Genomic DNA, 25,872 nt, shown 5'->3' on the forward strand with positions numbered 1-25,872 from the left:
CATGTCGACCCTCTTTGAACAGGCTGGTCTTGAGACGGGCGCGCCGCGCCCGCTCGCGGACCGGCTGCGCCCCAAGGCGCTCGAAGAGGTTGTCGGCCAAAGCCATCTCTTGGGCGATGACGGGGCGCTTGGCCGCATGGTCAAGTCGGGCCGTATCTCCAGCCTGATCCTGTGGGGCCCACCGGGCACGGGAAAAACCACCATCGCGCGCCTGCTGGCCAATCACGCTGACCTGGCATTTGAACAGATATCGGCGATCTTTTCTGGCGTTGCGGACCTCAAGAAGGTGTTTGAGGCCGCCAAGGCCCGCCGCATGGGCGGGCGCGGGACGCTTTTGTTCGTGGACGAAATTCACCGTTTCAACCGGTCCCAGCAGGATGGCTTCCTGCCTTATGTGGAAGACGGCACGATCACGCTGATTGGTGCCACCACGGAAAACCCGTCGTTCGAGATCAATGGCGCACTCCTTTCCCGGATGCAGGTGCTGGTGCTGAACCGGCACGATGACACAGCGCTTGATGAACTGCTGGAGCGCGCAGAAGCCGAAATGGATGCGCCGCTGCCGGTGGACGCCGACGCGCGCGTGGCGCTGAAGGCCATGGCGGACGGTGACGGACGGTTTCTGCTGAACTGCGTTGAGACGCTCTATGACCTTGCGGCTGGCGAAACGCTGGGGCCGCAGGACCTGGCGAAGCTGCTGCAGAAGCGTGCGCCAAGCTATGACAAGGACCGGGACGGTCACTATAATCTGATCTCGGCGCTACATAAGTCGCTCAGGGGCTCAGACGCTGACGCGGCTCTTTACTGGACCGAACGCATGTTAACGGCGGGGGAGGACCCCTTGTATGTGATCCGCCGGCTTGTGCGCTTCGCTTCCGAGGATATCGGCCTCGCCGACCCGGAAGCCATCCATCAGGCGTTGGCGGCGAAGGATGCCTATGAGTTCCTCGGCAGTCCCGAAGGCGAAAGCCAGATCGCGCAGGCGGTAATCTATCTGGCCACGGCCCCCAAATCCAACGCGGCCTATAAGGCGGAAAAGGCGGCGAAGAAAGCGGCCAAGACGCACGGCAACCTGATGCCGCCGTCGCATATTTTGAATGCGCCGACCAAGATGATGAAAGACATGGGCTACGGTGCTGGGTACGCCTATGACCATGACACGGCCGCGGGCGTGTCAGGGCAGGACTATTTTCCCGAAGATATGCAGCGACAGGAATTCTACCGCCCGGTGGAACGCGGGTTTGAGCGCGAAATTCAGAAGCGCCAGGCCTATTTTGCCCGTATCCGCGCCGAATATGCCGCCAAGCGTAAGCCCGACGCGGAAAACGATTAAGCCTATTCCTTGGTCACACGGCGGGTATCGTCCGTCAGGTCCTCAGTTGGGCCAACGCCCTTACCGTCCGCAGCGTGGAACGCCTCAAGCGCCCAATCCTTCAGGTCAAATACCGTGTCGCCGTCCATGACCGGTTTGGCTGTGGCGCTTTCAAGGCCTGCCATGATGCGCTGTTCGCATTGGCGGCGCGCGCCGTCAGTAGACCAGTCAACGCCGCTGCCTTCACCGCACACTGGCCACATCTGGTAACCGTCCCCACGGGAAGCCGTATAGCCGTTGGCAATCACACGCACCGGATCGGCCGGCCCCACGGGTTTACCGCCTGAGGTCACCTCATGCACGGTGGCCGTGCGCGTAGCGGGCTCATAGCTGTAGCGCACGTTCACGCCGCTCAGGTGCGGCCAGCGGCCTTCACCCGGCGCGCCCAGCCCGTTTTCCAGCGCAGCCTTAAGTTCCGTGCCAGTCATGCAGATCGCCACGAGCGGCAAGGAGAAGGGGAACAGCTCTTCCACTTCACGCCGTTTCAACTCGAAACTCGCTGGCAGGTCATAATTGAGCCGCAGCCCCCCGGCGGTCAACAGACCCACAGTGGGGGAGGCGGCATCGCACCCTTCAAAGGTCGGCGTTTCCGGCGCCAGCATTTGGTCCGCCAGCCAGTTGCCGATGGCTGTCTCCATTTCCCGGTTGCTGTTCTCTTCCAGCTGCCAGGCAATCTGGGTAATGCCCATGCCGTCAGACAGGCAACCGTCTCCAAGGCCCTTCTTGGCGCAGAAAGCCGCTTCATGCGCCGCCATCTTCTGGTCGACAAATGCCTGCACCGTCGGGTCTTTGGTCGGGCTGTTGCCCTTGAGTTCATAAACCGTGCGCTCGGAGGCCGAAAGTGTGCCGTCCTTGGCGCGGGTGATCGTCAGTGCGCCCACGTCGCGCGCATCCGCCGTTTGCTTGTAGATGTATCGCCCGTTCACTGGTCCCACTTTCATCGCAGCATGGTCGTGCCCGCCGATGATCAGGTCCGGGCCCGCGTCCCCCAGCGTTTCAAGGATCGCGCGGTCCTGCGGTTTGGCCAGATGGGTCACGCCGATGATATACTCAGCACCCTTCGCGCGCAGCTCTGCCGTCAGGCGCTTGGCGGCGGCGATGTAGCTGTCTGTCAGCGTGTCAGTGCCTTCGCGGTCAGTCAGCAAACCTGCATAAGTGGATTCGCTGATGGTCAGGCCAAACAGGCCGATCCTGATGCCGTGCATGTCCACAATCTGGCGGGGGACGACATTCTTGGCATTCGCAAGCGGGGCGAAGCCGTCACCGCTGGCACATTTGCTGAAATCCAGGTTGCCGGCCAGCCAGGTGAAATCGGACGTCTGCACCTGCGCCACCAGCGCGTCAGGGCGGTCGCATGAGGAGACATCAAACTCGTGATTGCCGAAGGTAACGAACAGGCGGCTGTCGTGGTCGTCGTCACCGTCCAGGAGATTGAGCGCCTCCACCATCTGCGCGCCCTTGTACATGTCGCCCAGAAGCGATGGCGATAGCGCATCACCCGCGTGCAATATCAGCAGCTCACCATGCTTGGCTTCAAGCTCGGTGCGGATGCTGGCGATCCGCGCAAGCCCACCTTCACTGCCGCGCTTGATGCCACCTATACGGTAGATATCATTCATGAACAGGATGGTGGCGCTTTCAGGCGGCTTATGGCTTTCGGTTTGATAGACGGCATAGCCTGCCGTCGCCACCATGGCCGCAAGGCCAAGTGTGCCCCAAAAACGGGTTGTCTGTGACGGTCCCGGGTGTACCCTGCTGCTCGTGCCGGTCATGGCCTGCTCCCCCTTAGTCGATATAGCGGGGCAAGCCTAGCGCCGTACAGCCTTGAAGGGAAGAACGAAACCCATGGGATATTATGCCACACGCTGACTTCAGCCATTTTGTCGGGATCGACTGGACAGGCGCCAAAGGCAAACGCCACGCCGGGCTTGCCGTTGCCGTCTGCGAAGCGGGCGAGGGCGCGCCGAAGATGGTCTCACCGCCTTCCGGCCACCGCCGCTGGAGCCGCCAGGACTGCGCAAGCTGGCTGGCGGGTGGATTGGGGCGCAGGAAAGGCGAACGGGTGCTGGTGGGCATTGATTCGTCCTTTGGCATGCCCTTCGTGGACGAAGGCGCCTACTTGCCCGGCGATGTGCTGCCCGCAGACGTCAAGGCCCTGTGGGCTCATGTGGCCGACCTGTGTGGCCCTGAGGGTGATTTCTATGGCGGGCCGTTCGTGGACGAACACGCGGCCTATTATCTCCGGAGCAGGGGCGCAGAAACATTGAAGGGTCGGCATTATAGCCGCCGCATGCGCGTGCCTGAACAATTGGCGGTGGATAGCGGCGCGGGCCCGTGCGAAAGCGTGTTCCATCTGATTGGCCCCAGCCAGGTGGGGCTGTCGGGCCTGTCGACCATGGCGATGCTGCATCACCTGAACAGGCAGGACCATATCGCCATCTGGCCGTTCGACGACATGACGGATGCCCGGACCGTGGTGGTGGAAATCTACGCCGCCGCCTTTGCCGCACTGGGTGGGCACCGGGGCAAAATCCGCGACATGGCGGCATTAAGGCCTATCCTTAACCGGCTGGGCGCAAAGCGCATGCCGCGCCTGGGGCTGGACTTCACGGACCATGCCGCAGATGCCTGTGTGACAGCCGCCGCGCTCCGCCAAATTCACCATGATCGCAAATACTGGAATCCGCAGGCACTCTCGGCTATGGTGCGCCGCACCGAAGGTTGGGTTTTCGGTATAGAATAACGATTTGTTCTGCTAGAGAAGGGCTGAAGCCTCTCAAAGGGCAATCAAAGCTATTGGGCTAATAAGGAATCAGGCATGCCGATGCTGCTTGCAATCGCTGTTGGGGGCGCCGCCGGTGCGCTGTCTCGCCACTTTGTGGCTGGGGCCATCATGCGCGCCCTGGGAACGGGCTTTCCGTACGGTACGTTCGCGGTGAATATCCTCGGCAGCTTGTTCATGGGGTTCCTGATAACCGCCTTTGCCCACAAGCTTGACATCACGCAGGAGCTTCGCGGTTTTCTGGCGGTTGGCTTCCTTGGCAGTTTCACAACTTTTTCAACCTATTCACTCGAGACCGTGCTGCTTATTGAGCGCGGCGACTGGACCGGCGCCGGGCTGTATGCCCTCGGCTCGCTGCTTCTGGGTGTGGTGGGTCTTTTTGCAGGCATCTGGCTTGGGCGAATATTGGTATGAGTAACGTAAAAAACATCACAGTGAAGGCCGACGATGACGGCATTCGCATCGACCGCTGGTTCAAGCGCCATTTCCCTGAGGTGCCCTTTGGCACGCTGCAGAAAAAGATGCGCAAGGGCGAAATCCGCCTGGACGGCAAGCGGGTCAAGGGCCCGGAGCGGGTCGAGGAGGGCCAGGTGGTGCGCGTGCCGCCGCTTGGAGACATGCCGGAACCGCCAAAGCGCGAGCCGAAACCACGCCTGAGTGATAAGGACATCAAGGAAGTCCAGAGCTGGGTGCTTTATAAAGACGACCATGTGATCGCGATCAACAAGCCAGCGGGGCTGCCCACACAGGGCGGCACGGGCCAGACACGTCACCTGGACGGCCTTCTGGATGCCCTGAGGTTTGGGTCAGAGCACCGGCCGCGCCTTGTGCACCGGCTGGACAAGGACACGTCAGGCGTGCTGCTTTTGGGGCGTACCCCGAACGCTGCTGCGGCGCTCGCCAACGCCTTCAAGACCAAGGAAACCGACAAGCGCTATTGGGCGCTGGTGATCGGCTGCCCGAACCCGCGCGACGGCCGGATTATCCTGAATATGTCCAAGGCCCCCATCAAGGGGAACGAGCGCATGGTTGCAGACCCAAATGGCCAGCATTCCTTAACCGACTATGCAGTGGTGGATAACGCCGGGCAGCAGGCCGCATGGGTGGCGCTGAAGCCGCACACGGGCCGCACGCACCAGTTGCGCCTACACTGCACGGAAATGGGCCACCCGATTGTGGGGGACGGCAAATATGGCGGTGGGGACGCGTTCCTCTCTGGCGCGATTTCCAAGAAGCTGCACCTTCACAGCCACACAGTGCGCTTCCCGCACCCGGCGGGTGGCCGCGCCAGTGTGACGGCGCCGCTGTCACCGCATATGGCTGAAAGTTTCAATATGCTCGGCTTCGAGGTCGGCGAATATGAGGATCCGCTGGTGGAGGACGGTGCATGAATGCGCCGAACCGGCTGGTAATCTTTGACTGCGACGGCACGTTGGTGGACAGCCAGCATATGATTGTCGGCACCATGCACGAGACGTTCGAGGAGCTGGGTCTGCCGGTTCTGACGGACGCCGAAGTGCGCGCAATCGTGGGGCTGAGCCTGGTGGAAGTCATGGCAGCACTGTTGCCTGAAGCGGAGCGCGCCTTCCACGAGATGGCGACAGAGAAATACAAGGCCAATTTCTACAAGCGAAGGGTGGAACAAGCCGCAGGGCCAGACCCACTGTATCCCGGCACGCTTGAGGTTCTTGAAAGCCTGAACGCCGATGGTTATGTGCTGGGTGTGGCCACGGGCAACAGTGTGCGCGGACTTGAGCGGGTTTTGAAGGAACACAGCATCGGGCATCATTTCGTCACACTGCAGACCGCCGACGGGCACCCGTCAAAGCCGCACCCGTCCATGATCCACACCGCGATCGCGGAGGCTGGCAGCCATAGAGAGCAGACGGTGATGATCGGCGACACCAGCTTTGATATGATGATGGCCAGGAATGCGCCGTGCGGCGGCATTGGTGTGGATTGGGGCTATCACCACACGGATGAACTGACAGACGCAGGCGCGGCCCACGTGGCGACATCCTTTTACGACATACCAAAGGCCGTTAAGGCCTTGATTGGATAGAGACATGATACGCGACAAACTGAATAAAGAAGAAAAAGACGACCTTCAGGCGGAGGCTCTGCGTCCGCGCATCGGGTTCCTGATTGCGTCTGCGATCACAGGTGCGGCGGCGGTGGTCGCCTATTTCGCCCTGGCGGCGCAAAGCGGTGATTTCCTCTATGTTCTGCTCATTGGTTGCTTGATCTTCCTCGCCATGTTTTTGCTGCTGTGTTACCGCCAGCCCCAACTGGGCAACCGCTTCCTGGGTTATGACATCGTCAGCACGCCGCGGCGCGAGAAGGAAAAATCCAGCCTCAATTATGCAGGCAGCTTTGAGGTGGAAAGTGGAGCCACGGAAAAACGCATGGCCAGCAAGCGCAAGCAGGCGCGTCATTCGCGCCGTAAACTGGCCGAAGTGACCCGCCAGATGAAGGCGGAAAAGGCGCCGGATACAGAAGCTGGCAAGAAGACAGACGACTGAAGCATGAAACGATTTTACGAGAATGTCGCTACCGAAGCGGCGGATACCGGCCATGTGATCACGCTGGACGGGCGGCTGGTGAAGACGCCTGCCAAGGCAACACTTGTACTACCGACCCGGTCGCTGGCGGAAGCTGTGGCGGACGAATGGCGCGCGCAAAGCGACAAGATTGTGCCCGCCACCATGCCCAAAACCCAATTGGCCTACACGGCACTGGACCGCGTGGCGCTGCGCCACGACGATGTCGTGCGTGAAGTGGCAGCCTTTGGCGCCACGGATTTGCTATGTTACCGGGCAGCGGAACCCGAGGACCTCGTGGCCCGCCAGAAAGAGGTCTGGGACCCGTATCTGGCTTGGGCAAGCGAGACATTGGGCGCGGACCTCACGGTGACAGACGGCATCATGCCGGTGGCGCAGGACGATGAGGCCCTGAAGGCCTTGATGGCTGACGTTGCGGGCTATGACGCCTTTGAACTGACGGTATTGCATGCCTTCACCAACGTTCTTGGTTCGCTGGTTCTGGCGCTGGCTTACATGAAGGGCTATAGTCCGCTCGAAGCTGTGTGGCAGGCCAGTATACTCGACAGCCTGCATCAGGAGGAACTTTGGGGCCTGGACGCGGAAGTGGAAGACAAGCGGGAAGCCGCCTATGCCGACCTTGTGACGGCAGGCGAGTTCCTTTCGCACCTGCGAAATAAAACGCTGGAAACTGTCTGAAGGACAGGATAATAAGAGTCAATATTTGCGGCGGTAAAGGCTGCTAAGGGGCGCTGGCACTGGCATTTGCTGCCCTGCACAATAAAAACCGAGGGAAGGCGGATCTATGAAGGAAATCCTGGAGCGGTTGGAAGAAAAGCGGGCGCAGGCCCGCCTGGGCGGTGGCCAGAAGCGTATCGACGCACAGCACGCACGCGGCAAGCTCACAGCGCGGGAGCGGATCGAGCTTCTCCTCGATGAAGGCAGCTTTGAAGAATATGACATGTTCGTCGAACACCGCTGCAACGATTTCGGCATGGGCGACACCAAGTTCGCGGGCGACGGTGTGGTGACTGGTTCGGGCGCCATCAATGGCCGCCTTGTCTATGTCTACAGCCAGGATTTCACCGTTTTCGGTGGATCTCTCTCGGCCACACACGCGCAAAAAATCATCAAGGTCATGGATATGGCCATGAAGGTGGGCGCGCCGGTGATCGGCCTGAACGACAGTGGCGGTGCGCGTATTCAGGAAGGCGTTGCGGCGCTTGGCGGATATGCCGACGTATTCCAGAAAAACGTGCTGGCGTCCGGCGTGGTGCCGCAGATTTCCATGATCATGGGCCCATGCGCGGGGGGTGCTGTCTACAGCCCTGCCATGACAGACTTTATCTTCATGGTCGAGAACAGCTCCTACATGTTTGTGACCGGCCCGGATGTGGTGAAAACGGTCACCAACGAGGTGGTCACCCAGGAACAACTGGGCGGGGCCTCGACCCACACCACCAAATCCGGCGTCGCGGACAAAGCGTTTGCGAATGACGTCGAAGCGCTGGCGCAGCTCAGGCGCTTCTATGACTTCCTGCCGCTCAATAACCGGGAAAAGCCGCCGGTTCGCCCAAGTTTCGACAAGTCGGACCGGATTGAAAAATCGCTGGATAATGTGATCCCGTCGAACGCCAACAAGCCGTACGACATGCATGAAGTGATCACCAAAATGGTGGACGAGGGCGACTTTTTCGAGCTTCAGCCAAACCACGCAGGCAATATCATCATCGGTATGGCCCGCATGGACGGCGAAACGGTCGGTATTGTGGCCAACCAGCCGATGGTACTGGCAGGCTGCCTGGATATCGACAGTTCGAAGAAAGCCGCGCGGTTTGTGCGTTTCTGCGACTGTTTCAATATTCCGATCATTACGCTTGTAGACGTGCCGGGCTTCCTGCCAGGCACAGCGCAGGAATATGGCGGCATCATCAAGCACGGCGCCAAGCTGTTGTTTGCCTATGGCGAAGCCACGGTACCGAAAATCACGGTTATCACGCGCAAGGCCTATGGCGGCGCTTATGACGTGATGGCCTCCAAGCACCTGCGCGGGGACCTGAACTACGCCTGGCCGACGGCTGAGATCGCGGTGATGGGCGCCAAGGGCGCGGTGGAAATCCTGTACCGCAAGGATCGGGACGATCCGGAAAAGATCGCCGAGCGCACCAAGGAATATGAAGACCTGTTCGCCAATCCGTTCGTGGCGGCGCAGCGCGGCTATATCGACGAAGTGATCATGCCGCACTCAACGCGCAAGCGCATCATCACGGGGCTGAAGAAGCTGGCGAACAAGCATCTTGAGAACCCTTGGAAGAAGCACGACAATATTCCGCTCTAAGCGAAAGCCGGGGAGGGCTGTAGCGTGACGACGACACAGAAAATTGGCATCTGGGGCTGCCTGATCGTGGGGCTGATCATGGTTGTGGGCACGTACCTCAGGTACGGCACCGACGATCTGATGCGCTATGCAGGCGGCGTGAGCCTGTTGATGTTCGCCTTCGCCTTCTGGCTGTTCAAGAAGAACGCCGACATGATGAAGGACATCGGCAAGGACGATAAACAGGACGATAAGGGGGAGTAAACTGGGATGCGGCGGCATATGCTGACATCGGTGGACGAGGAAATGTCCGGCATTCGGGTGCGGGGGACGCATGTCAGCCGCCTTGAAGGCCTGACTGACGCTGTGATCGGTTTTGCCATCACGCTTCTAATCGTCTCCATGGAAGTGCCGACATCGCTGGATGAGCTGTTCGCCATGGTGCTGGGCTTTCCGGCCTTCGCGCTGACATTCATGCTGCTGGTCTTTATCTGGTACTGGCATTACCGCTTCTTCAGGCAGTTTGGCCTGAATACCGGGAAAGTGGTGTGGGCGAACGGCGTGCTGCTGTTTCTGGTGCTTCTGTTTGTCTATCCGCTGAAGTTCCTCGCCACTGTGGTGGTGAATTATGTGATCCTCTCCGGGTGGCTGGGGCTTGAAATGCCGACGATGGTGACCTTCAGGCCTGATCAGTTTGTTTTGCTATACACCCTTTATGCGGGCGGCTTTTCAGCTGTGTTCCTGTGTTTTGTGTGGTTCTACCGGATTGCCCTTGCCAGCGCGGACGATCTGGAACTGACGGACGTTGAACGCACCCACGTGGAAACTCACGCCAACATGTTCCTGATTGTGGCCATCATTCCGCTTCTGACCATCGGTGCGGCCTTCCTGCCGATCCAGCTTGCCCCCATGTGGGCAGGGTGGGCCAATATGCTGATCTGGCCGGCCACTGTGATCTATGGCCGCATGGCTGACAGGAAGCTGAAGGCCCTGACAGCCAAAGCAGGAGGTGCTTAATGGCCAGACCAATCCCCAAGGACGCGGAAGACAAGGTTGGCGGTATCGCCAAGCGCTCCGAGCTTCGCTCTGTTGCCGTTTGGGCCTTTGTGCTGGGCGGCGTATTCGGCTTCGCGCTGGGCGCCACCATGTTCAGCGGTGGCGGCGGCAGTATCTATTTCATGCTGGGCGCTGCCGTCATTGGCGCGCTCTGGTATCTGGCGTCAGGGCGCCGGAAAAAGAAAAACAAGGAATAAGGGAACCGTTCTATGTTCAGTAAGATCCTGATTGCCAACCGGGGTGAAATTGCGTGCCGTGTGATCAAGACGGCGCGGCGTATGGGCATCAAGACGGTTGCCGTTTATTCCGATGCAGACGCTGACGCGCTGCATGTGGAAATGGCGGACGAGGCTGTTCATATCGGCCCACCAGCGGCTGCGGAAAGCTATCTGCTGGCGGACAAGATCCTGCAGGCCGCGAAGGATACGGGCGCCGAGGCCATTCACCCTGGTTATGGGTTCCTGTCTGAGCGCGCGAGCTTCGTGGAGGCCGTGCAGAAGGCGGGCATTGCCTTTATCGGGCCCGACCCCAAGGCCATCAATGCCATGGGCGACAAGATCACCAGTAAGAAGCTGGCGGCGGAAGCGGGTGTGTCGACAGTGCCGGGCCATATGGGCATCATCAAGGACGCAGACGAGGCCGCCAAAATCTCCGCCGAGATCGGCTATCCCGTGATGCTGAAGGCGTCTGCGGGCGGTGGCGGCAAGGGCATGCGCATTGCCTATAATGACGACGAGGCTAAGGAAGGCTTTATCTCTGCCCAGAATGAAGCGCGCACATCGTTCGCCGATGACCGCGTGTTTATCGAGAAATTCGTTGAAGAACCCCGCCACATTGAAATCCAGGTGCTGGGCGACAAGCATGGCAACGTGATTTACCTGGGCGAGCGCGAGTGTTCGATCCAGCGCCGCCACCAGAAAGTGGTGGAGGAAGCGCCAAGCCCGTTCCTCGATGAAGCCACGCGCAAAGCCATGGGCGAGCAGGCGGTGGCGCTCTCTAAAGCCGTGGATTACTGCAGTGCCGGTACGGTGGAATTCATCGTCGACAAGCACAAGAACTTCTATTTCCTTGAAATGAACACCCGCCTGCAGGTGGAGCACCCGGTGACCGAGCAGGTCACGGGCGTGGACCTTGTGGAGCAGATGCTGCGTGTGGCGAACGGCGAAAAGCTGACGTTGAGCCAGGCCGACGTGAAGCTTGAGGGCTGGTCCATCGAGACGCGCGTGTATGCGGAAGACCCGTTCCGCGGCTTCCTGCCGTCCATTGGCCGCCTGTCCCGTTATGTACGCCCATCCGAGGATGAGGCCGTGCGCGTGGACACTGGCGTGTTCGAGGGCGCTGAGATCTCCATGTTCTATGACCCGATGATCGCCAAGCTGATCACCACGGGCAAAACACGGGACGAGGCCATCGCGGCCCAGCGCCGGGCCTTGGACGAATATTATATTCGCGGTATTGGCCATAATATCCCGTTCCTTGCGGCCCTGATGGCGCACCCGCGCTTCCAGGCGGGCGACATGACCACCAATTTCATCGCCGAGGAGTATCCTGACGGCTTTGAAGGTGGTGTGCTCAGGGACGAGGTGAAGGAAGCCATGATCGTGGCGGCCACCTTTATCAATGCGGTTGAAAAATCCCGCGAGACACAGATTGAGGGCCAGATTTCGGAGCCTCATGGCCCGCAGGAGCGGCCATGGGTGGTGTCGATCAACGGGGACAGCGTCACGACCGGTATTATCCCGCAGGAAGACCACGCGGAAGTCATCATCGGCAAGAAGCATGTGGATATTGTCAGTGACTGGATGCCGGGTGAGCCGGTGTTCCATGCCACCATAGGCGATGTGGACTATGCCATGGAGATCGACCGCCTGCCGATTGGCGTGCGCCTGACGTGCGACGGCGTGTCCATGGACATCCGGGTGCAGACCGAACGCGCGGCCAAGCTCTATGAGCTGATGCCCGAGAAGGTGGAGCTGGATACATCCAAATTCCTCCTGTGCCCGATGCCGGGCCTTGTGGTGTCCCTGAATGTGGGTGAGGGCGATGAGGTCAAGGCCGGCCAAGCGCTGGCGGTCGTCGAAGCCATGAAGATGGAAAACATCCTGCGTGCGGAAAAAGACGGTGTGGTGAAAGCGGTGAATGCGGCGGCGGGCGATAGCCTGGCGGTCGATGCCGTGATCCTTGAGTTCGAATAGGGTGGCCAGCGAAACACAAAACACGCAGGCCATTCTTGAAAGGCTGGTGGGGTATGATACCACCAGTCGGCTCTCGAATCTTGAATTGATAAATTACATTCAAAGTTACCTGCAAGACTTTGATATCGAATCAAAAATTCAATTCAATGGCGAGAAGTCTAAGGCCAATATTGTCGCCACCATCGGGCCCGATGTGCCGGGTGGTGTTGTGCTGTCGGGCCACACCGATGTGGTGCCGGTGGACGGGCAGGACTGGGCCACAGACCCCTTCACGCTGACTGAAAAAGGCGGGCAGCTGGTCGGTCGCGGCAGCGCCGACATGAAGGGCTTTATCGCCAGTGCGCTGGCGGCTGTGCCGCAGTTCAAGGCCGCAAACCTGAAACGCCCGATCCATTTTGCCTTCACCTATGACGAGGAAGTCGGCTGCCTGGGTATCCAGTCGCTGCTGCCGGTCCTGAAGGACCAGATCGCCCAGCCGCGTCTTGTGGTGGTGGGTGAGCCCACATCGATGCAGGTGGCCAATGCCCACAAGGGGCAGTATGTGTCGAAAACCCGCATCTGGGGCAGGGAGGCGCACTCCAGCCGCCCAGAGGACGGCGTCAACGCGGTGGCCGTGGCGGCGGAGCTGATTACCTTCATTGGCAGCCTGGCGGCCAAGGCGCGTATCCACGGGCCCCATGACGACAGTTTCGATCCTACCTACACCAGCTTCAATGTGGGGCCGATATCAGGCGGCAGTGCCTTCAATATCATCCCGAACTATTGTGAGTTCGACTGGGAGTTCCGCGCCGTACCCAACGCAGATCCGGCGGCGATCCTGCAGGACTATACCGATTTCCTCAGTGATGTGATCAACCCGCACCTTGAGGCCAGCTTCCCGGAATGCCGGGCGGAAAATGCCGTGTGGGCCTACCTGCCGCCCCTGAAGGCCGAACCGGGATCTGACGCCGAAACGCTGGCGCTGGCGCTCGCGGGCCGAAACGATACCACCGTGGTGGCCTTCGGCACCGAGGCCGGGCATATCCAGTCGATCGATTTCCCAGCCGTGGTGTGCGGCCCCGGCGATATCGCCCAGGCCCACAAACCCAATGAATTTATCGACAAAAGCCAGCTTGACGCCTGCGATGCCTTTATGAAACGCTTGGCTGACGTATTGAGTGCTTAAGAGGTCATCCCATGTCTGACGCCACCAAATGGATCGCTGTGCGCGCCCGCATATACGGCAAAGTGCAGGGCGTCTGGTATCGCGGCTGGACGGAAGAGGAAGCCAAGCGCCTTGGCCTGCATGGCTGGGTGCGGAACCGGCTGGATGGAACGGTGGAGGCCCTGTTCTATGGCCACGCCGAAGACGTCAACCTGATGCTCGAACTGTGCCTGAATGGCCCGCCTGCCGCGGACGTAGAGCGCGTGGAGAAAGAACCGGCGCAGGGCATGGTGCCGCACCGGTTCGAGGTCAAGCCGACCGTTTAGTCAGCCCCCAGGGCGTTAACCTGGCTGTTCAGATCCTTCGCCCATTCCACCAGCTGCCCGCTGATGCGGTCTTCCCACACACCGGGCTTGCCGCCAAAGCTGTTCGCCGGGCTTTCGTGGATTGTGGCCCAATGGTCCATGCCTGGATATTTGTAAAGCTCCGCGTTCTCATGGCCAGCCGCCGTCAGCACCTCCATGATCATGTCATTGTCATACTCCGACATGATCCAGTCATTGGTGCCCCAGCGGATGCGCACGGGGGCCTTCAGTTTCTGCCAGTTGCCGGCCACGTCGAAATCCTGCATCTGGTGATAGAATGTCATGGGGCGGCCATACATATGCATCGGCCCGTGATAGTTATGCTCCGCCAGCATCGGCTTTTCGCGGATCACATCAGCGTATGATTTTTCTTCCATAAGCATGCCATAATAGAGCGGGATATAGGCCCTGTTGATCAGGTCGTTGATGGTGCTTTCATCCATGCCCTGCATTTGCTTGATGCGGCGCTCGATCTCCAGCATATGTTCGAACCAGGTGCGATAGTAGGTACCGTCGGAAATCACCGCATTCAGGCCGAATTTGTTGGCAAAATAGGGTGCCAGCGCGCTGCCCATGCTGTTGCCGTAAACAAGGATACGGCCCGCGTCCACATACGGCAGCGCCTGCAGCTTCCTGAGCGCCACTTCATAGCCGTTCAGCTCTGTCCGGAAACCGGTTTCCGAACAGTTGCCCTCGCTGTCGCCCATGCCGGGCTTCTCAACGCGCATCATTATCATGCCAGATTGCTCCGCCAGGTCTGTCAGGATGCGGATATAATTGGAGCTGCGTCCCGGTGTGGCCTCGATGGATGAACAGCTTAGCCCCTGCAACACAAAGATTGCGGGGCCGGGGGCGTCCGCCGTGATGCCTTCAGGCCGGGTGATGATCACCCGCTGGCGGATGCCGTAATCGCTGGTGATGCTGTCATAGATGGTTTCAAGCCCTTCGTGGCTTTCAAGTGCCACAGGCGGGAAGCTTGCGGAAACGGACAGCACGTCCACGCCGCGGCGCACCAGAAGCTCATAGGGCCGACCAGCCACAAGGGCATCCGTCATGTCGAACCAGCTGGGGCCGGATGTTGCTGTCTGGCCGTTCACTTTCAGTATCGTGTCGCCGACCCTCAGCCCGGCTTCGGCGAGCGGGGAGCCTGCCGTCAGTTCGCGGATTGTCATGCCCGAAGTTTCCTGCGGGTTAAAGCGTGCCTGCCAGCTGGCGCGGCGGGCCAGATCATCGGCGAAAGCGGCGGTTGATGAGAGAAGAAGCGTGGCCAGAAGGCCGGTTTTTAGAAAAGATTGGATCATTGCCATTCCGTCAATTAGCGTGGATACAAAAGCTGTGCAGGACGCAACGATGGGCGGCAGCGGGCCGGTTCGGAAGGCGGCTTTATACGAACAGCGGAGAAATTTACATCAAAGGCGGGGTTTCGATGACGGGGGAACAACCACACGAGCAGATCAGGCAGAGCTTTTACCTGTTCGGGTCACGCGTGCTCACGCATATCCTCTTTTGGGTCGGCTATTATGTGCTGTTCAGCCTTGTGTGGGTGAAACCGGACAAAGGCTATTTCGCGTCCTTCTATCTGGAATTCGTGCTGCTGCCCGCGCGCCTCGCGGCCGTCTATGCCATGATCTATGTGCTGATGCCGCGTTTCCTGCTGGTGCGCCAGTATGGCCGCTTCCTGCTCTCGTACGCCGGTCTGATTGTGCTGGCGGGGCTGGTGCACCGGCTGTCGGCCTATTTCTTCTATGAAAAGCTGCTGTTTGGCCAGGCGGACCCGTTCTTTGACCTTGGTGCGCTGGTGCGGGCCGTCCTTCTGGTGAACACCACGGTGGTGTTTGTGGCGGCGGCCAAGATGTTCCAGCTGTATCTGGTGGAAGCGGAAAAGAACCGGGTGTCAGGGCAGGCTGAGCAGGTGGCGGTACGCGCCAACCGCCGGACATACCTTCTGGACCCAGCCGATATCCTGTATCTGGAAAGCATGGGCAACTATGTCAGCTATTTCCTTGGGGACGGCGAAAAGCTGGTGGCCCACGGGTCCATCAAGGCGGCTCTTGAAGACCTTCCGGAAGGCTTCATTCGCCTGCACCGGTCCTATGTGGTGAACAAGGCCCATATCACTGCCTTCAACAGTGAGAAGGTGCAGGTGGGGGAAACAGACCTGCCGCGCGGCAAGGACGTGGACGACGCCATGCTGACGTCGCTCAAACCATTTGGATCAGCAGAAGCTGTTTAAATCTGGAAGACCGGGTGGCTTTCCTCGATTGGCTCGCCTGCATCCACTTCGCCGCTTTCTGTGGGCTGGGCCTCATACGGCAGCTTAGTGGTCGGCCCCTCGGGTGCTTCCTGATACTCAAGGGTCATCCGGCGGGCTTCAAGGCCGAAGATGTCGTCGAACACTTCTTTTAGCACTACATCCAGGTCATCCATGGTGATCGGCAGGCCGAGGTCAGCCATGGAGGTCACGCCGTGCTCTGAAATGCCGCAAGGCACGATGCCTTCAAAGTGCGAGAGGTCAGGCTCCACATTGATGGCGATGCCGTGATAGGTGACCCACTGGCGCACGCGCACGCCGATGGCGGCCACTTTGTCTTCGCGCCCACCACCACGCTCAACCCACACGCCCACGCGGCCCTTGCGGCGCTCTGCCGTCACGCCGAATTTCGCCAGCGACTGCACGATCACCTCTTCAAGGCCGTAGATGAACTGGCGCACATCCTTGCCGCGTTTCTTCAGGTCCAGAAGGAAATAGACAACGCGCTGGCCGGGGCCATGGTAGGTATATTGTCCGCCGCGGCCCGCGTCATAAACGGGGAAGCGGTCCGGGTCCACCAGGTCGGCCGGGTCGGCACTGGTGCCGGCGGTATAGAGCGGTGGGTGTTCAAGACACCAGACCATTTCAGCCGCTTCGCCCGCACGAATCGCACGCACGCGCTCTTCCATCTCTTCAAGCGCATCGGGGTAGGCGACAAGCTCGTCGCTGATTCGCCACTCAAGGGGAAACTGGTCTGCCATGGCCTTAAACTCACAAAATACCTAAACGTTGCGCGTTACATACCGCTTTTGAGCAGCTGAGCCAAGCAAGTTTCCGGGCCAATTGGCCACGACGGCGCTTGATGTGGCCCAATCTTTTGGGTTAATCATTTGATAAGGATGCCGTGGCAAGCTGGCCCGAAGGCACTTCCGTATGAGGAAACAATGAATTTTCAGGCTGTTAACAGGGTTACCGTTGAAATTACCGTCGTGCTCGGGCGTACCCACATGCCGATCCGGCAGCTCCTTAAAATGGGCCGGGGCGCGGTGATTGACCTGGATGCCAAGCATGAAGACGAATGCTGGGTTTACGCCAACAATGAATTGATCGCCCGCGGCGAAATCATGATCGTGGGCGAGAAAATTGGCGTGTCCATCACCCGCATGATGAGCCAGCTTCAGGTATAGCCCCCACTTTCCCAGCCTGTAGCCCGGAAAACCGGGCTTTTTCAGATAGTTTCAAAATCATGTCATTTTCCGCTTGCGGCATAGGGGCTTCCTTGATAGATAAGCGCCCGACCTCGCGGCCGTGGCGGAATTGGTAGACGCGCAGCGTTGAGGTCGCTGTGGGATAATATCCCGTGGAAGTTCGAGTCTTCTCGGCCGCACCAATGAAAGCCCGTAGGGAACGCCCTGCGGGCTTTCTTTCATTTTGGGCCCATCTGAAAAGTACATCAGAAAGCGCAAAGTTCATGCTCGGGGCACGATTACAAAACGGGGCATTTTATAACTCTAGAGTTTCTGCGGTTTTCAGAATCGTCGATTCCTGGCAATAAAAAGTTAGGCGCGGACGAGGCGGAGCAAATCTGCTTTCTCTTAAATTGGTTGTCGCATAGGCTGTTACGATACCGATTATTGGTTGAGGTACGTAAATTTTGAGGTGAGGTCGTGGATTTTCCTACTACGGTGATGTTTGATTTGGCTCGTGTCGGATTGGAAGCCCAGCAGATATCTCTCCAGATACACAGCGGAGTTACAACGTTTCTGGGGCCGAATGGGGCGGGAAAGACACAGTTGTTGAGAGCATTGAAACCCACCTTGTCTGACTTACTCGGAGGAAGAACGGTTCGGTATGTTTCCGCTGGGCGTCTGGGGCCAATGGAGAACTATCGGTCCAATTTCGACGGACAGCGCGGCCCGCATCCCCAATATGACAACGCTTACTTTGGCCATAAAGGTGACTTAGGGAGGCGGCATGTTGCTGAATCGGTTCTCGGTGATTTTGCTACGCTAGCAGTGAGGCCAGATGTTTTATTGAAGGTGCAGGAAAGGTTGTCGAAGCTCTTCAGGCGGGAAATGCGACTTGATTGGGATGCCGGACGACTTTCTGTACACTTTACTCGTAGTGGTGCTCAAAACTCTTATTCCTCGGCACGAGAAGCGAGTGGGTTGTTACACCTGACCGCTGTACTGACGTCACTGTACGATGACGACGTTGCAGCTTTGTTGATAGATGAACCGGAGGTATCGCTACATCCCCAGCTTCAGTCGTTTGTTATGCAAGAAATTGAGAACGTCGCAGGTGACCCTGACTTGCCATCGAAAAAGCTAATTTTCATGTGCACGCATTCGACTGAGTTTGTATGTGTTAGGACGCCTGAAGACTTAGCATCGTTAGTGTTTTGCAATGATGTACAAAGCCATCCATTGCAGCTTGAGGTCGATATGGAAGAGTTTCAAGGGCGGCAACTCAGGGGTTTAATTGCAAGACTGGGGCAAGATCACAAATTGGCGCTTTTTAGTGAACGTCCGCTTCTTGTCGAAGGGCCTAGTGACCAAATCATGTGTCAGGGACTTGATCGTCGACTTGGGCTTTATATGGAAGCAGCTGGATCACAAGTCCTTCCTGTAATTGGGAAAGGGCAGTTTCCGGTTGTGATCAAGTTGATGCGTCTAGTTGGAAAGAGGCCAGTTGTAATTGCAGATGCAGATGCGTTAGTAGATGATCTCAATCTTGCTGGCTGCTTTTCATCCTTGCCGGGGGCAAACGAGAGGGCTGCTGCGTCGGGTCATCGGGATGCCGCGACATTTATCCGTGACGTGATGCGCGATTTCACGCAACTAGTACAATCTAATTGGGCAGATATAGAAGCTGATGCCACGACGCACCCATACTGGATTAATAGAGATGAAAATGAAGCCGCACTGATCGCTCAGAAGCGTGCTGCATTTTCTGTCTTGATGACAATGGAGGATGCGGATGTTGCCGGGGTAGCAAATGCTGGGCGGTGGCGGGCTATTCGGAAGCGACTTGATAGTGTTCTCTCTCTGCTAGCTGCGGTGGGGTGCTTTATCCTTAGGAAAGGGGCCTTAGAATCCTATTATCTTCATGCAGATGAGTTGACACGGGAAGAGAAACCCAATGCTGCTGCGCATGAAACTACGAATCTGGATGGGAAATCAGATCAAGAAATAGTTGAGACTTATACTGAGTTGGTTGCGGCCGTTAGCTATGCTGCACAAGCAGCTCCAATTAACGAAGCACTAGCAGTCAGGGATTTAGTCTTAGCAGTTGCCGCGCCCGCCCTTGCTTCTTTGTCAGGAACTTCTACCTCTGAATCATTAAATGGGACCGCGCTTCGCTTAGTTGGGCCGGTTTCATCTCTTTTTGATTTGGATGCAGAACATGGCCAAGAGGCCCCCGTGCTGAAGATCTCACTTCAAAGTAAGATTTTGGACGTTGACGGATTTCCAATCAGGATTTCAAAGGGACAAGATTTGATTAACGTTGTGAATCAAAGGCTTAATTTGGACTAAATTGGGGGCACCATACGGGCACCAAAATCAAGTTAAGTGTTTGAAATCGAATCATATGTTGCGGTATCTCGGCCGCACCAATGAAAGCCCGTAGGGAACGCCCTGCGGGCTTTCTTTCATTTTGGGCCCGTTTTCTACTTCCGGCACATATATCCGCATCTTTTTTCATCGTTTCGCTGGAAACCTAAGGACCTTTCTTTTATCACTAGAGGGCATACCATGCACCGGTTGGGGGTGCGCTCGAAAACCAACATGATTTCAGGGACATCAGGGGAGGCATACATGGCTGAAAAGGACAAAAATCCAAACCTGCCTGAAGATGATGTGCTGACCATGCCACCTGAAGGTGAGCCGCCGCACAACAATGACCGCGAGCCGGAAGACGAGCATGCCGAAGGCCCTGAGCTTGAGGTTCACCAGGATAAGGAATTTATCCAGCAGGTCCTGAGTGCCGTTCGCGAAAACAACCAGGACCAGGCTGTCGAGCTGGTTGAAGACCTCCACGCCGCCGATATCGCCGACCTTCTTGAGGTTATGTCGTCGCCGCAGCGGGTTGGCTTCATTGAGCTTCTCGGGGAACGGCTGGACCCGGACGTTCTGGTCGAAGTTGAGGGCGCGGCCCAGGCCGACCTTTACGAGCATATGCCGAACGAGCAGATCGCCGACGCGGTGACCGAGCTCGAGACCGATGATGCGGTCTACGTTCTTGAGGAACTCGGTGCCGAAGACCGGGAAGAGGTTCTGCGCTCGCTGGCCGCTGACGACCGGGTGGCGATCGAGGAAAGCCTGAGCTATCCGGAAGAATCCGCCGGTCGTCTGATGAGCCGCGATCTGGTGGCGGTGCCCGAGTTCTGGACAGTCGGGCAGACCATCGATTATCTGCGGTCGGAAAATGAAGATATCCCGGACGATTTCTATGACATCTTCGTGGTTGACCCGTCGCACAAGCCGGTGGGTACGGTACCGCTGTCGCGCGTGATGCGCACGCACCGGCCTGTCACAATTGGCGAGATCATGGACGATGATCCCACGCTTGTCGACGTTGCGGCCGACCAGGAAGAAGTGGCCTATCAGTTCAGTAAATACCACCTGATTTCCGCCGGTGTGGTTGACCAGAGCCAGCGCCTTGTCGGTGTGGTCACGGTGGATGACGTGGTCGAAGTGATTGGCGACGAGGCCCAGGAAGATATTCTGGCGCTGGCCGGTGTGTCGGAAGAATCCGGCGTGAACGAGAATTTCATCGAGGTCACGAAGGACCGTTTCACCTGGCTTTTCGTGAACCTGGGCACCGCGATTCTGGCGTCTGTGGTGATTGGCCTGTTTGACGCCACGATCGAACAGATGGTGGCCCTGGCGGTCCTGATGCCGATTGTGGCATCCATGGGCGGCAACGCGGGCACCCAGACAATGACAGTTGCCGTGCGCGCAATTGCCACCAAGGAACTCAGCTCGACCAACGCCCTCCGGGTTGTGAACCGGGAACTGATGGCGGCGGCCGTGAACGGCTTCGCTCTTGCGGTCTTCTCCGGGTTTGTCGCCTGGGCATGGTTTGGCAATGCCTTTCTGGGCGGCCTGTTTGCCGTTGCGATGTTGGTGAATATGGTGGTGGCAGGCCTCAGCGGCGTTCTGATCCCCCTTGGGCTCAATAGGGCGGGGGCTGACCCTGCTATTGCCTCCAGCGTTTTTGTCACCACAATCACAGATGTGGTAGGCTTCTTTGTTTTCCTGGGGCTTGCTGCCCTGTTCCTTCTCTAGGGCACGCACAATATGGACAAAGGTCTTGTATTGCTGGTGGATGATGAGCCTGTCGTCCTGCGGATTCAGGCTGCCGCCGTCCAGCAATTCGGCTTTGAAACCCTGATCGCGGAAACTGTTGAGGAAGCCATCAGCGTCACGCGCGCACACAGGCCATCGCTGATCATCAGCGATGTGCAGATGCCAGGCGAGGGTGGGTTCGACTTTGTCGATTCACTTGAAAAACAGGGCCTGAAGAATATGCCGGTGATTTACCTCACGGGCTATGACGACATTGATATCATCCGGGGTGGCCTCAAGGCGGGTGGCGATGATTTTGTCATCAAGGGTGGGTCGGTCGAGCGGCTGAAGAACCGGATTGCTTTCTGGATGGTCAGTGGCTTCCTTGAGCTGCCGTCTGACCTTCGGCGCCGGGCCCTGGCGGACGCCAACGCCATGAAAGGCGATGAATTCTCCCACGTGGAAGATCATATCAAGGTCGACGGCGCCATTACCGAGCGCGTCAGCGCCCGTATTGCCGAAGAAATTGCCATGATGCCGGAAGGCTATGGCCTCCGCCTGGTGGAGCGCGTGTGTTTCCTGGGGCGCTTGTCGAAAATCATCATCGAGGAAAGCCACACTTTTGGCCATTTCCTGCGCTTCCCGGACTATATGATCGGTGCGGTCAACCGGGTGAACCCACCGTGGAAACACGAGCTCTGGCCGCTTCTGAAACGTTTTGAGGATTGGTCCTGCGACACGCGCTTTGTGCTCTCTGGCATGGAACCGCTGAAGCCGTTCCAGCAGTATGAATGGTATATGGACGGGCTCTAGGCCCCGGTCAGTTCGGTTCATCGCCTGAATGGGACGGTTAGTCGCTAAGGCGCATACAGCCAGCGGGGCTGGCCGGTATAACTTTTGGGTGTGTAGCCAGGGGACATGGCCTTGACGCTGACAATTGGTTCAAAAGGAAAATCATGATCAAGAAATCGATTCTTGCCGCATCTGTTGCGATTGGCATCAGCGGTCTTTGGGGCGGCGCCTGGGCAGATGACGCCCCTGACCTGGAGGTGATCTCCAAAATACGGGATGAAGGCTTCAACCACTCGCAGGTAATGAAAACTTTGCGTCATCTGACCGACAGGATCGGCCCGCGCCTGACCGGGTCCCCGGCCATGACGCAGGCAAATGAATGGACGCGCGACCAGCTGACCGCCTGGGGCCTTGAAAATGCCCGCCTTGAAGGCTTCGACTTCGGGCCGGGCTGGACATGGGAAAGTGTGGACGTGCGCATGACGGCGCCGCGCACCGACCAGCTTTATGCCCTGCCGATCAGCTGGCACCCGGGCACCGATGGCCCGGTGACGGGCGAGGTGGTCTTCGCGCCGATGAAATCGAAAGCTGATTTCGAAAAATACAAAGGCAAGCTGAAGGGCAAGATTGTGCTGGTAGACGCTGTCAGGCCCTACAAAGACCCGACAGAATTAAACGCCGAAGACCGGCGGCACGCCAACGAATCGATCCTGCGGTATACGGAAGGTGAGCTTGAGGATGTCAGCGCCTATGACGTGCCTGAAGGCGCACCGGGTGACGATTCCTGGGTGAGCTATAAAAGCTGGGGCTATTATCTCACCGATTTTCTGGAAGCAGAGGGGGCTGCTGCCATTGTGCGCCGGTCCCCGCGCCGCAACCTGCTGATCGACGCCACGGGATACCAGTATCTGGAAGGCGAGTTGCCAAGCATCCCTGCCGTACGCATGGCATCCGAGCATTATGACCGGGCTGTGCGCCTGCTGGACGAAGACCTGCCTGTCAGCCTGAGCCTTGAGGTGAAGGCCCGCTACCACACGGACGATATGCAGTCCTATTCGACACTGGCCGACATTCCGGGGCAGGGGCGCAGGCCTGAGCTTGTGATGCTGGGCGCCCACCTGGACAGCTGGTTCATGGGCGACGGCGCTGTGGATAACGGTGCGGGCGTGGCGGTGACCATGGAAGCTGTGCGCATCCTCAAGGCCATTGGTATCAAGCCCAAGCGCACCATCCGCATCGGGCTGTGGGGCGGCGAAGAGCAGGGCTATTATGGTTCGTACCAATATGTGAAGAACCATCTGGCCACCCGCCCGGCGCGTGAGGACGAAAAGCTCAAATATATGGAACCCTATGCAAGGGAATTCGGCATGTTCCCGATTGCGAAAAAGCCGGAATTCGACCGTTTCTCTGCCTACTTCAACCTGGATAACGGCTCAGGCAAAATCCGCGGTGTCTATGCCGAAGGCAATGCCGCAGCGGCCGCGATCTTCAAGACGTGGCTGGAGCCCTTCCATGACCTGGGCGCTGATACCGTCACCATGAACGATACCGGCGGCACAGACCACGAGGTGTTTGACGATATCGGCCTGCCGGGCTTTCAGTTCATCCAGGACCCGCTCGATTACGACAGCAGGCTGCATCACAGCACTGCCGACACCTATGACCATGCGTTTGAAAAAGACCTCAAGCAGGCCGCGGTGATCATGGCCAGCTTTGTCTATCATGTCGCCATGCGGGACGAACGCTTTCCACGCGAGCCCGAGCCGCGCGAGCGGGAAGAGGACCTGAAGAAGGACGAGGCCGACGAATAGGATTTGTCTGAAACGGTAAAGCTTCAAGCGGGGCGCCCTTGAGTGCCCCGTTCCTATTTGGGCCTATTTGGGTTCAATGGCCATATTGTCCAAGAGCCGCACACTGCCAATGCGTGCCACAGCCAGTACACGCGCGGGCGCACCGATTTTATCGATAAGTTCCAATGAGTTGGCGTCAACTATTGAGACATAATCTACGGCCTTGAAGCCCACGTCCAGCAGCTTCCGGGTGGCGGTTTCTTCGGCGTTTCGCAAGTCTGCTCCTGCCGCCACATCTGCGACCAACTCATGCAGGATCACATTGAACTTGCCTGCGGTGGCGCGTTCTTCAGCGTTCAAGTAGGCATTCCTCGACGAAGCGGCGAGGCCGTCCTCTTCGCGGATCAGCTTGCCGCCCATGATCTCCACCGGGATATCCAGGTCGGCCACAAAGCGGCGGATCACCGCCAGCTGCTGATAGTCCTTTTCGCCAAAGATGGCCACATCCGGCAGGCATTGCAGCAACAGTTTGGTCACCACCGTGGCCACGCCGTCAAAATGGCCGGGGCGGGAGGCGCCTTCAAGCCGGTCCGTGAGGCCCGCGACGGTGACCGTGGAGGCATGCCCGGTGCGGTACATCTCAGCCCCATTGGGCGCGAACACCAGGTTTGCGGGTGTGGTCGCCAGCTTTATCCGGTCTTCCTCTTCCGTGCGGGGGTAGGCGTCGAAATCTTCGCCTTCACCAAACTGGGTGGGGTTGACGAAGATGGACACCACGACCCGATCGACCTTTTCGGCAATCGCACTCACCAATGACAGATGCCCATGGTGCAGCGCGCCCATCGTGGGCACCAGCCCAACCGTCAGGCCCTCGCGCTTCCAGGCGGTTACCTGCGCGCGCAGGTCTTTGACGGTTCGTACGGCGGGGACGGAAGCAGTCATGAAATGGGTATCCGGAAAAGAGTTTGATTATGGGTTCTGAGCCACAAGGCGGGCGCCGTCGAGGCCGTCAAGATCGTTATAGTTGATGATCGACAGGATGTCGCTGACATAGTCCGCGCCACGCTCTGAATAGTGCACAAGCGCAGGTGCAAGGGCCGCCCCTGTGATACCGATGTTCAGTTCCCTGAGTTCTGCTCGACGTTGCCGCAGGTCCTCATAGCTCGGGTGGCGATTGAGGTTGGTCATATAGCTGCGCACGCTATCAAGAAGATACTCGAAGCTTTTGATTTTATGGGTTTTTCCCTCATCGCGATTTTCCGGCAGCAGGCCTTCGGCATCGCCCCACACCCACTCGCCAAACAGGGCATTACCAGCCTGTGCGAACCGGCTGGTGCCCCAGCCCGATTCCATGGCGGCCTGCGCCAAAGCCAGCGAAGGCGGGATCACATCAACCTTATAGAGAAGGAAATCGATATCCTTGGTGCGGAAGTCCTGGCGGCGCTTGAGACGGTATGTCTTTGCCATCTGGCGCAGCCATTTTTTCTCGGCGCGCTTCAGCGGTTCCTGGTTTTCAAGCTTTGTCCGGAGTGTCAGCAGGCGGCCGCGATCTGCGATGATCAGCTCATTGGCGCGCAGCACAATCGGCAGCAGTGTGGACGTAAACAGCCGCTTCTTGCGGTTGGCATCATTCACCTCAGGAAGGCCTTCGGGCAGGCGGGTCAGGAACACCCGCGGCACGGCTTCCACAGCGTGCATCTCTTTCTTCAGCAGCCGCGCCAGCTTGGGCGTCATCTTGACCTTCTTTGGCGGCGGTGTATGCGCCAGGTAATTTGGCTGGTCAGCCAGGAAGGCGTCCGTCCGGCCCTGAGCGAGCATATGGCGCGCAAGCACAATGGGGCCGACAATCATGACGGCCACCACAAACAGAAGTCCTATAATGTTGCGCACGTTTATCTGCACTTTGAGCATTTCTCCCAAGCGATATTTTACCTATATCTAGCTAATAAGTGTAGTTGGAAATCGCAAGATCGTCTA

The 25,872-nt window shown here is 58.4% G+C and carries 24 protein-coding genes, 1 tRNA gene and 1 pseudogene; 21 read left to right on the top strand and 5 right to left on the bottom strand.

Annotated elements, in window-relative coordinates; all coding sequences use genetic code 11:
• Position 1 precedes the first annotated feature (1 nt).
• A complete protein-coding gene (locus tag B3Z17_RS16500; protein WP_286830847.1) occupies positions 2 to 1,333 on the top strand; it encodes a replication-associated recombination protein A in 1,332 nt (443 codons plus the stop codon).
• A 2-nt stretch (positions 1,334 to 1,335) separates the two neighbouring features.
• On the opposite strand, the gene B3Z17_RS16505 is transcribed toward B3Z17_RS16500, so the two are convergent.
• Positions 1,336 to 3,144, bottom strand: a complete 1,809-nt coding sequence (locus B3Z17_RS16505) for a bifunctional metallophosphatase/5'-nucleotidase (protein WP_286830848.1) — start codon at positions 3,142 to 3,144, stop codon at positions 1,336 to 1,338.
• An 83-nt stretch (positions 3,145 to 3,227) separates the two neighbouring features.
• On the opposite strand from B3Z17_RS16505, the gene B3Z17_RS16510 reads away from it, so the two are divergent.
• The 13 genes from B3Z17_RS16510 (at position 3,228) to B3Z17_RS16570 (ending at position 13,732) form a co-directional block, all read left to right on the top strand.
• On the top strand, positions 3,228 to 4,115 hold the full coding sequence (locus B3Z17_RS16510; protein WP_286830849.1) for a hypothetical protein: 888 nt from the start codon (positions 3,228 to 3,230) through the stop codon (positions 4,113 to 4,115).
• Between the two features lie 75 nt (positions 4,116 to 4,190).
• Positions 4,191 to 4,568 carry a fluoride efflux transporter CrcB gene (gene crcB / locus B3Z17_RS16515; protein ID WP_286830850.1) on the top strand — a complete coding sequence of 126 codons (378 nt, stop codon included), beginning with the start codon at positions 4,191 to 4,193 and terminating at the stop codon, positions 4,566 to 4,568.
• Positions 4,565 to 5,545 carry an RluA family pseudouridine synthase gene (locus tag B3Z17_RS16520; RefSeq protein WP_286830851.1) on the top strand — a complete coding sequence of 327 codons (981 nt, stop codon included), beginning with the start codon at positions 4,565 to 4,567 and terminating at the stop codon, positions 5,543 to 5,545. Before crcB ends, B3Z17_RS16520 begins: the two co-directional genes overlap by 4 nt.
• The gene (locus B3Z17_RS16525; protein ID WP_286830852.1) at positions 5,542 to 6,216 is read left to right on the top strand and encodes an HAD-IA family hydrolase; all 675 of its coding nucleotides are present in this window, start codon (positions 5,542 to 5,544) and stop codon (positions 6,214 to 6,216) included. Before B3Z17_RS16520 ends, B3Z17_RS16525 begins: the two co-directional genes overlap by 4 nt.
• Before the next feature lie 4 nt (positions 6,217 to 6,220).
• Positions 6,221 to 6,676 carry a hypothetical protein gene (locus B3Z17_RS16530; RefSeq protein ID WP_286830853.1) on the top strand — a complete coding sequence of 152 codons (456 nt, stop codon included), beginning with the start codon at positions 6,221 to 6,223 and terminating at the stop codon, positions 6,674 to 6,676.
• A gap of 3 nt (positions 6,677 to 6,679) precedes the next feature.
• Positions 6,680 to 7,393 carry an ATP12 family chaperone protein gene (locus B3Z17_RS16535; protein WP_286830854.1) on the top strand — a complete coding sequence of 238 codons (714 nt, stop codon included), beginning with the start codon at positions 6,680 to 6,682 and terminating at the stop codon, positions 7,391 to 7,393.
• 106 nt (positions 7,394 to 7,499) lie between these two features.
• The gene (locus B3Z17_RS16540) at positions 7,500 to 9,032 is read left to right on the top strand and encodes an acyl-CoA carboxylase subunit beta (RefSeq protein WP_068307041.1); all 1,533 of its coding nucleotides are present in this window, start codon (positions 7,500 to 7,502) and stop codon (positions 9,030 to 9,032) included.
• 24 nt (positions 9,033 to 9,056) lie between these two features.
• On the top strand, positions 9,057 to 9,275 hold the full coding sequence (locus tag B3Z17_RS16545) for a hypothetical protein (RefSeq protein ID WP_068307040.1): 219 nt from the start codon (positions 9,057 to 9,059) through the stop codon (positions 9,273 to 9,275).
• 6 nt (positions 9,276 to 9,281) lie between these two features.
• Entirely contained in the window at positions 9,282 to 10,028 is a 747-nt protein-coding gene (locus tag B3Z17_RS16550) for a TMEM175 family protein (RefSeq protein WP_286830855.1), read from the top strand.
• Entirely contained in the window at positions 10,028 to 10,264 is a 237-nt protein-coding gene (locus tag B3Z17_RS16555; protein WP_068307038.1) for a hypothetical protein, read from the top strand. The genes B3Z17_RS16550 and B3Z17_RS16555 overlap by 1 nt, the downstream gene beginning before the upstream one ends.
• A gap of 12 nt (positions 10,265 to 10,276) precedes the next feature.
• Positions 10,277 to 12,262, top strand: coding sequence for an acetyl-CoA carboxylase biotin carboxylase subunit (locus tag B3Z17_RS16560; RefSeq protein ID WP_286830856.1), 1,986 nt, complete (start codon positions 10,277 to 10,279; stop codon positions 12,260 to 12,262).
• A gap of 1 nt (position 12,263) precedes the next feature.
• Positions 12,264 to 13,427: an acetylornithine deacetylase gene (argE, locus tag B3Z17_RS16565; protein ID WP_286830857.1), complete on the top strand. Its 1,164-nt coding sequence runs from the start codon at positions 12,264 to 12,266 to the stop codon at positions 13,425 to 13,427.
• An 11-nt stretch (positions 13,428 to 13,438) separates the two neighbouring features.
• On the top strand, positions 13,439 to 13,732 hold the full coding sequence (locus tag B3Z17_RS16570) for an acylphosphatase (protein WP_286830858.1): 294 nt from the start codon (positions 13,439 to 13,441) through the stop codon (positions 13,730 to 13,732).
• Here B3Z17_RS16570 and B3Z17_RS16575 read toward each other — a convergent pair.
• Positions 13,729 to 15,072: a PDZ domain-containing protein gene (locus B3Z17_RS16575; RefSeq protein WP_286830859.1), complete on the bottom strand. Its 1,344-nt coding sequence runs from the start codon at positions 15,070 to 15,072 to the stop codon at positions 13,729 to 13,731. The two genes, B3Z17_RS16570 and B3Z17_RS16575, sit on opposite strands and share 4 nt — an antisense overlap.
• A 125-nt stretch (positions 15,073 to 15,197) precedes the next feature.
• On the opposite strand from B3Z17_RS16575, the gene B3Z17_RS16580 reads away from it, so the two are divergent.
• Positions 15,198 to 16,004, top strand: coding sequence for a LytR/AlgR family response regulator transcription factor (locus tag B3Z17_RS16580; protein ID WP_286830860.1), 807 nt, complete (start codon positions 15,198 to 15,200; stop codon positions 16,002 to 16,004).
• Between the two features lie 143 nt (positions 16,005 to 16,147).
• Here B3Z17_RS16580 and lipB read toward each other — a convergent pair.
• A pseudogene (gene lipB, locus B3Z17_RS16585) lies at positions 16,148 to 16,783 on the bottom strand (lipoyl(octanoyl) transferase LipB); the annotation flags it as partial.
• 183 nt (positions 16,784 to 16,966) lie between these two features.
• Here lipB and B3Z17_RS16590 point away from each other — a divergent pair.
• The 6 genes from B3Z17_RS16590 to B3Z17_RS16615 all read left to right on the top strand — a co-directional run bounded on the left by B3Z17_RS16590 (position 16,967) and on the right by B3Z17_RS16615 (position 23,916).
• Positions 16,967 to 17,209 carry a FliM/FliN family flagellar motor switch protein gene (locus B3Z17_RS16590; RefSeq protein WP_068307032.1) on the top strand — a complete coding sequence of 81 codons (243 nt, stop codon included), beginning with the start codon at positions 16,967 to 16,969 and terminating at the stop codon, positions 17,207 to 17,209.
• A 115-nt stretch (positions 17,210 to 17,324) separates the two neighbouring features.
• A tRNA-Leu gene (locus tag B3Z17_RS16595) sits at positions 17,325 to 17,412 on the top strand.
• A gap of 487 nt (positions 17,413 to 17,899) precedes the next feature.
• On the top strand, positions 17,900 to 19,558 hold the full coding sequence (locus B3Z17_RS16600; RefSeq protein ID WP_286830861.1) for an AAA family ATPase: 1,659 nt from the start codon (positions 17,900 to 17,902) through the stop codon (positions 19,556 to 19,558).
• 282 nt (positions 19,559 to 19,840) lie between these two features.
• Positions 19,841 to 21,313, top strand: a complete 1,473-nt coding sequence (gene mgtE / locus B3Z17_RS16605) for a magnesium transporter (RefSeq protein WP_241493413.1) — start codon at positions 19,841 to 19,843, stop codon at positions 21,311 to 21,313.
• A 12-nt stretch (positions 21,314 to 21,325) separates the two neighbouring features.
• On the top strand, positions 21,326 to 22,126 hold the full coding sequence (locus tag B3Z17_RS16610; protein WP_286830862.1) for a response regulator: 801 nt from the start codon (positions 21,326 to 21,328) through the stop codon (positions 22,124 to 22,126).
• Between the two features lie 143 nt (positions 22,127 to 22,269).
• On the top strand, positions 22,270 to 23,916 hold the full coding sequence (locus tag B3Z17_RS16615) for a M20/M25/M40 family metallo-hydrolase (protein WP_286830863.1): 1,647 nt from the start codon (positions 22,270 to 22,272) through the stop codon (positions 23,914 to 23,916).
• A 63-nt stretch (positions 23,917 to 23,979) separates the two neighbouring features.
• Here the strand turns inward: B3Z17_RS16615 and panC are convergent, their stop codons facing one another.
• Positions 23,980 to 24,837: a pantoate--beta-alanine ligase gene (gene panC / locus B3Z17_RS16620; protein ID WP_286830864.1), complete on the bottom strand. Its 858-nt coding sequence runs from the start codon at positions 24,835 to 24,837 to the stop codon at positions 23,980 to 23,982.
• 27 nt (positions 24,838 to 24,864) lie between these two features.
• On the bottom strand, positions 24,865 to 25,785 hold the full coding sequence (locus B3Z17_RS16625) for a glucosaminidase domain-containing protein (RefSeq protein ID WP_286830865.1): 921 nt from the start codon (positions 25,783 to 25,785) through the stop codon (positions 24,865 to 24,867).
• Between the last annotated feature and the right edge of the window lie 87 nt (positions 25,786 to 25,872).

It is taken from the genome of Kordiimonas sp. UBA4487, from assembly GCF_002389025.1.
In the GTDB taxonomy this organism is placed as follows: Bacteria; Pseudomonadota; Alphaproteobacteria; order Sphingomonadales; family Kordiimonadaceae; genus Kordiimonas; species Kordiimonas lacus.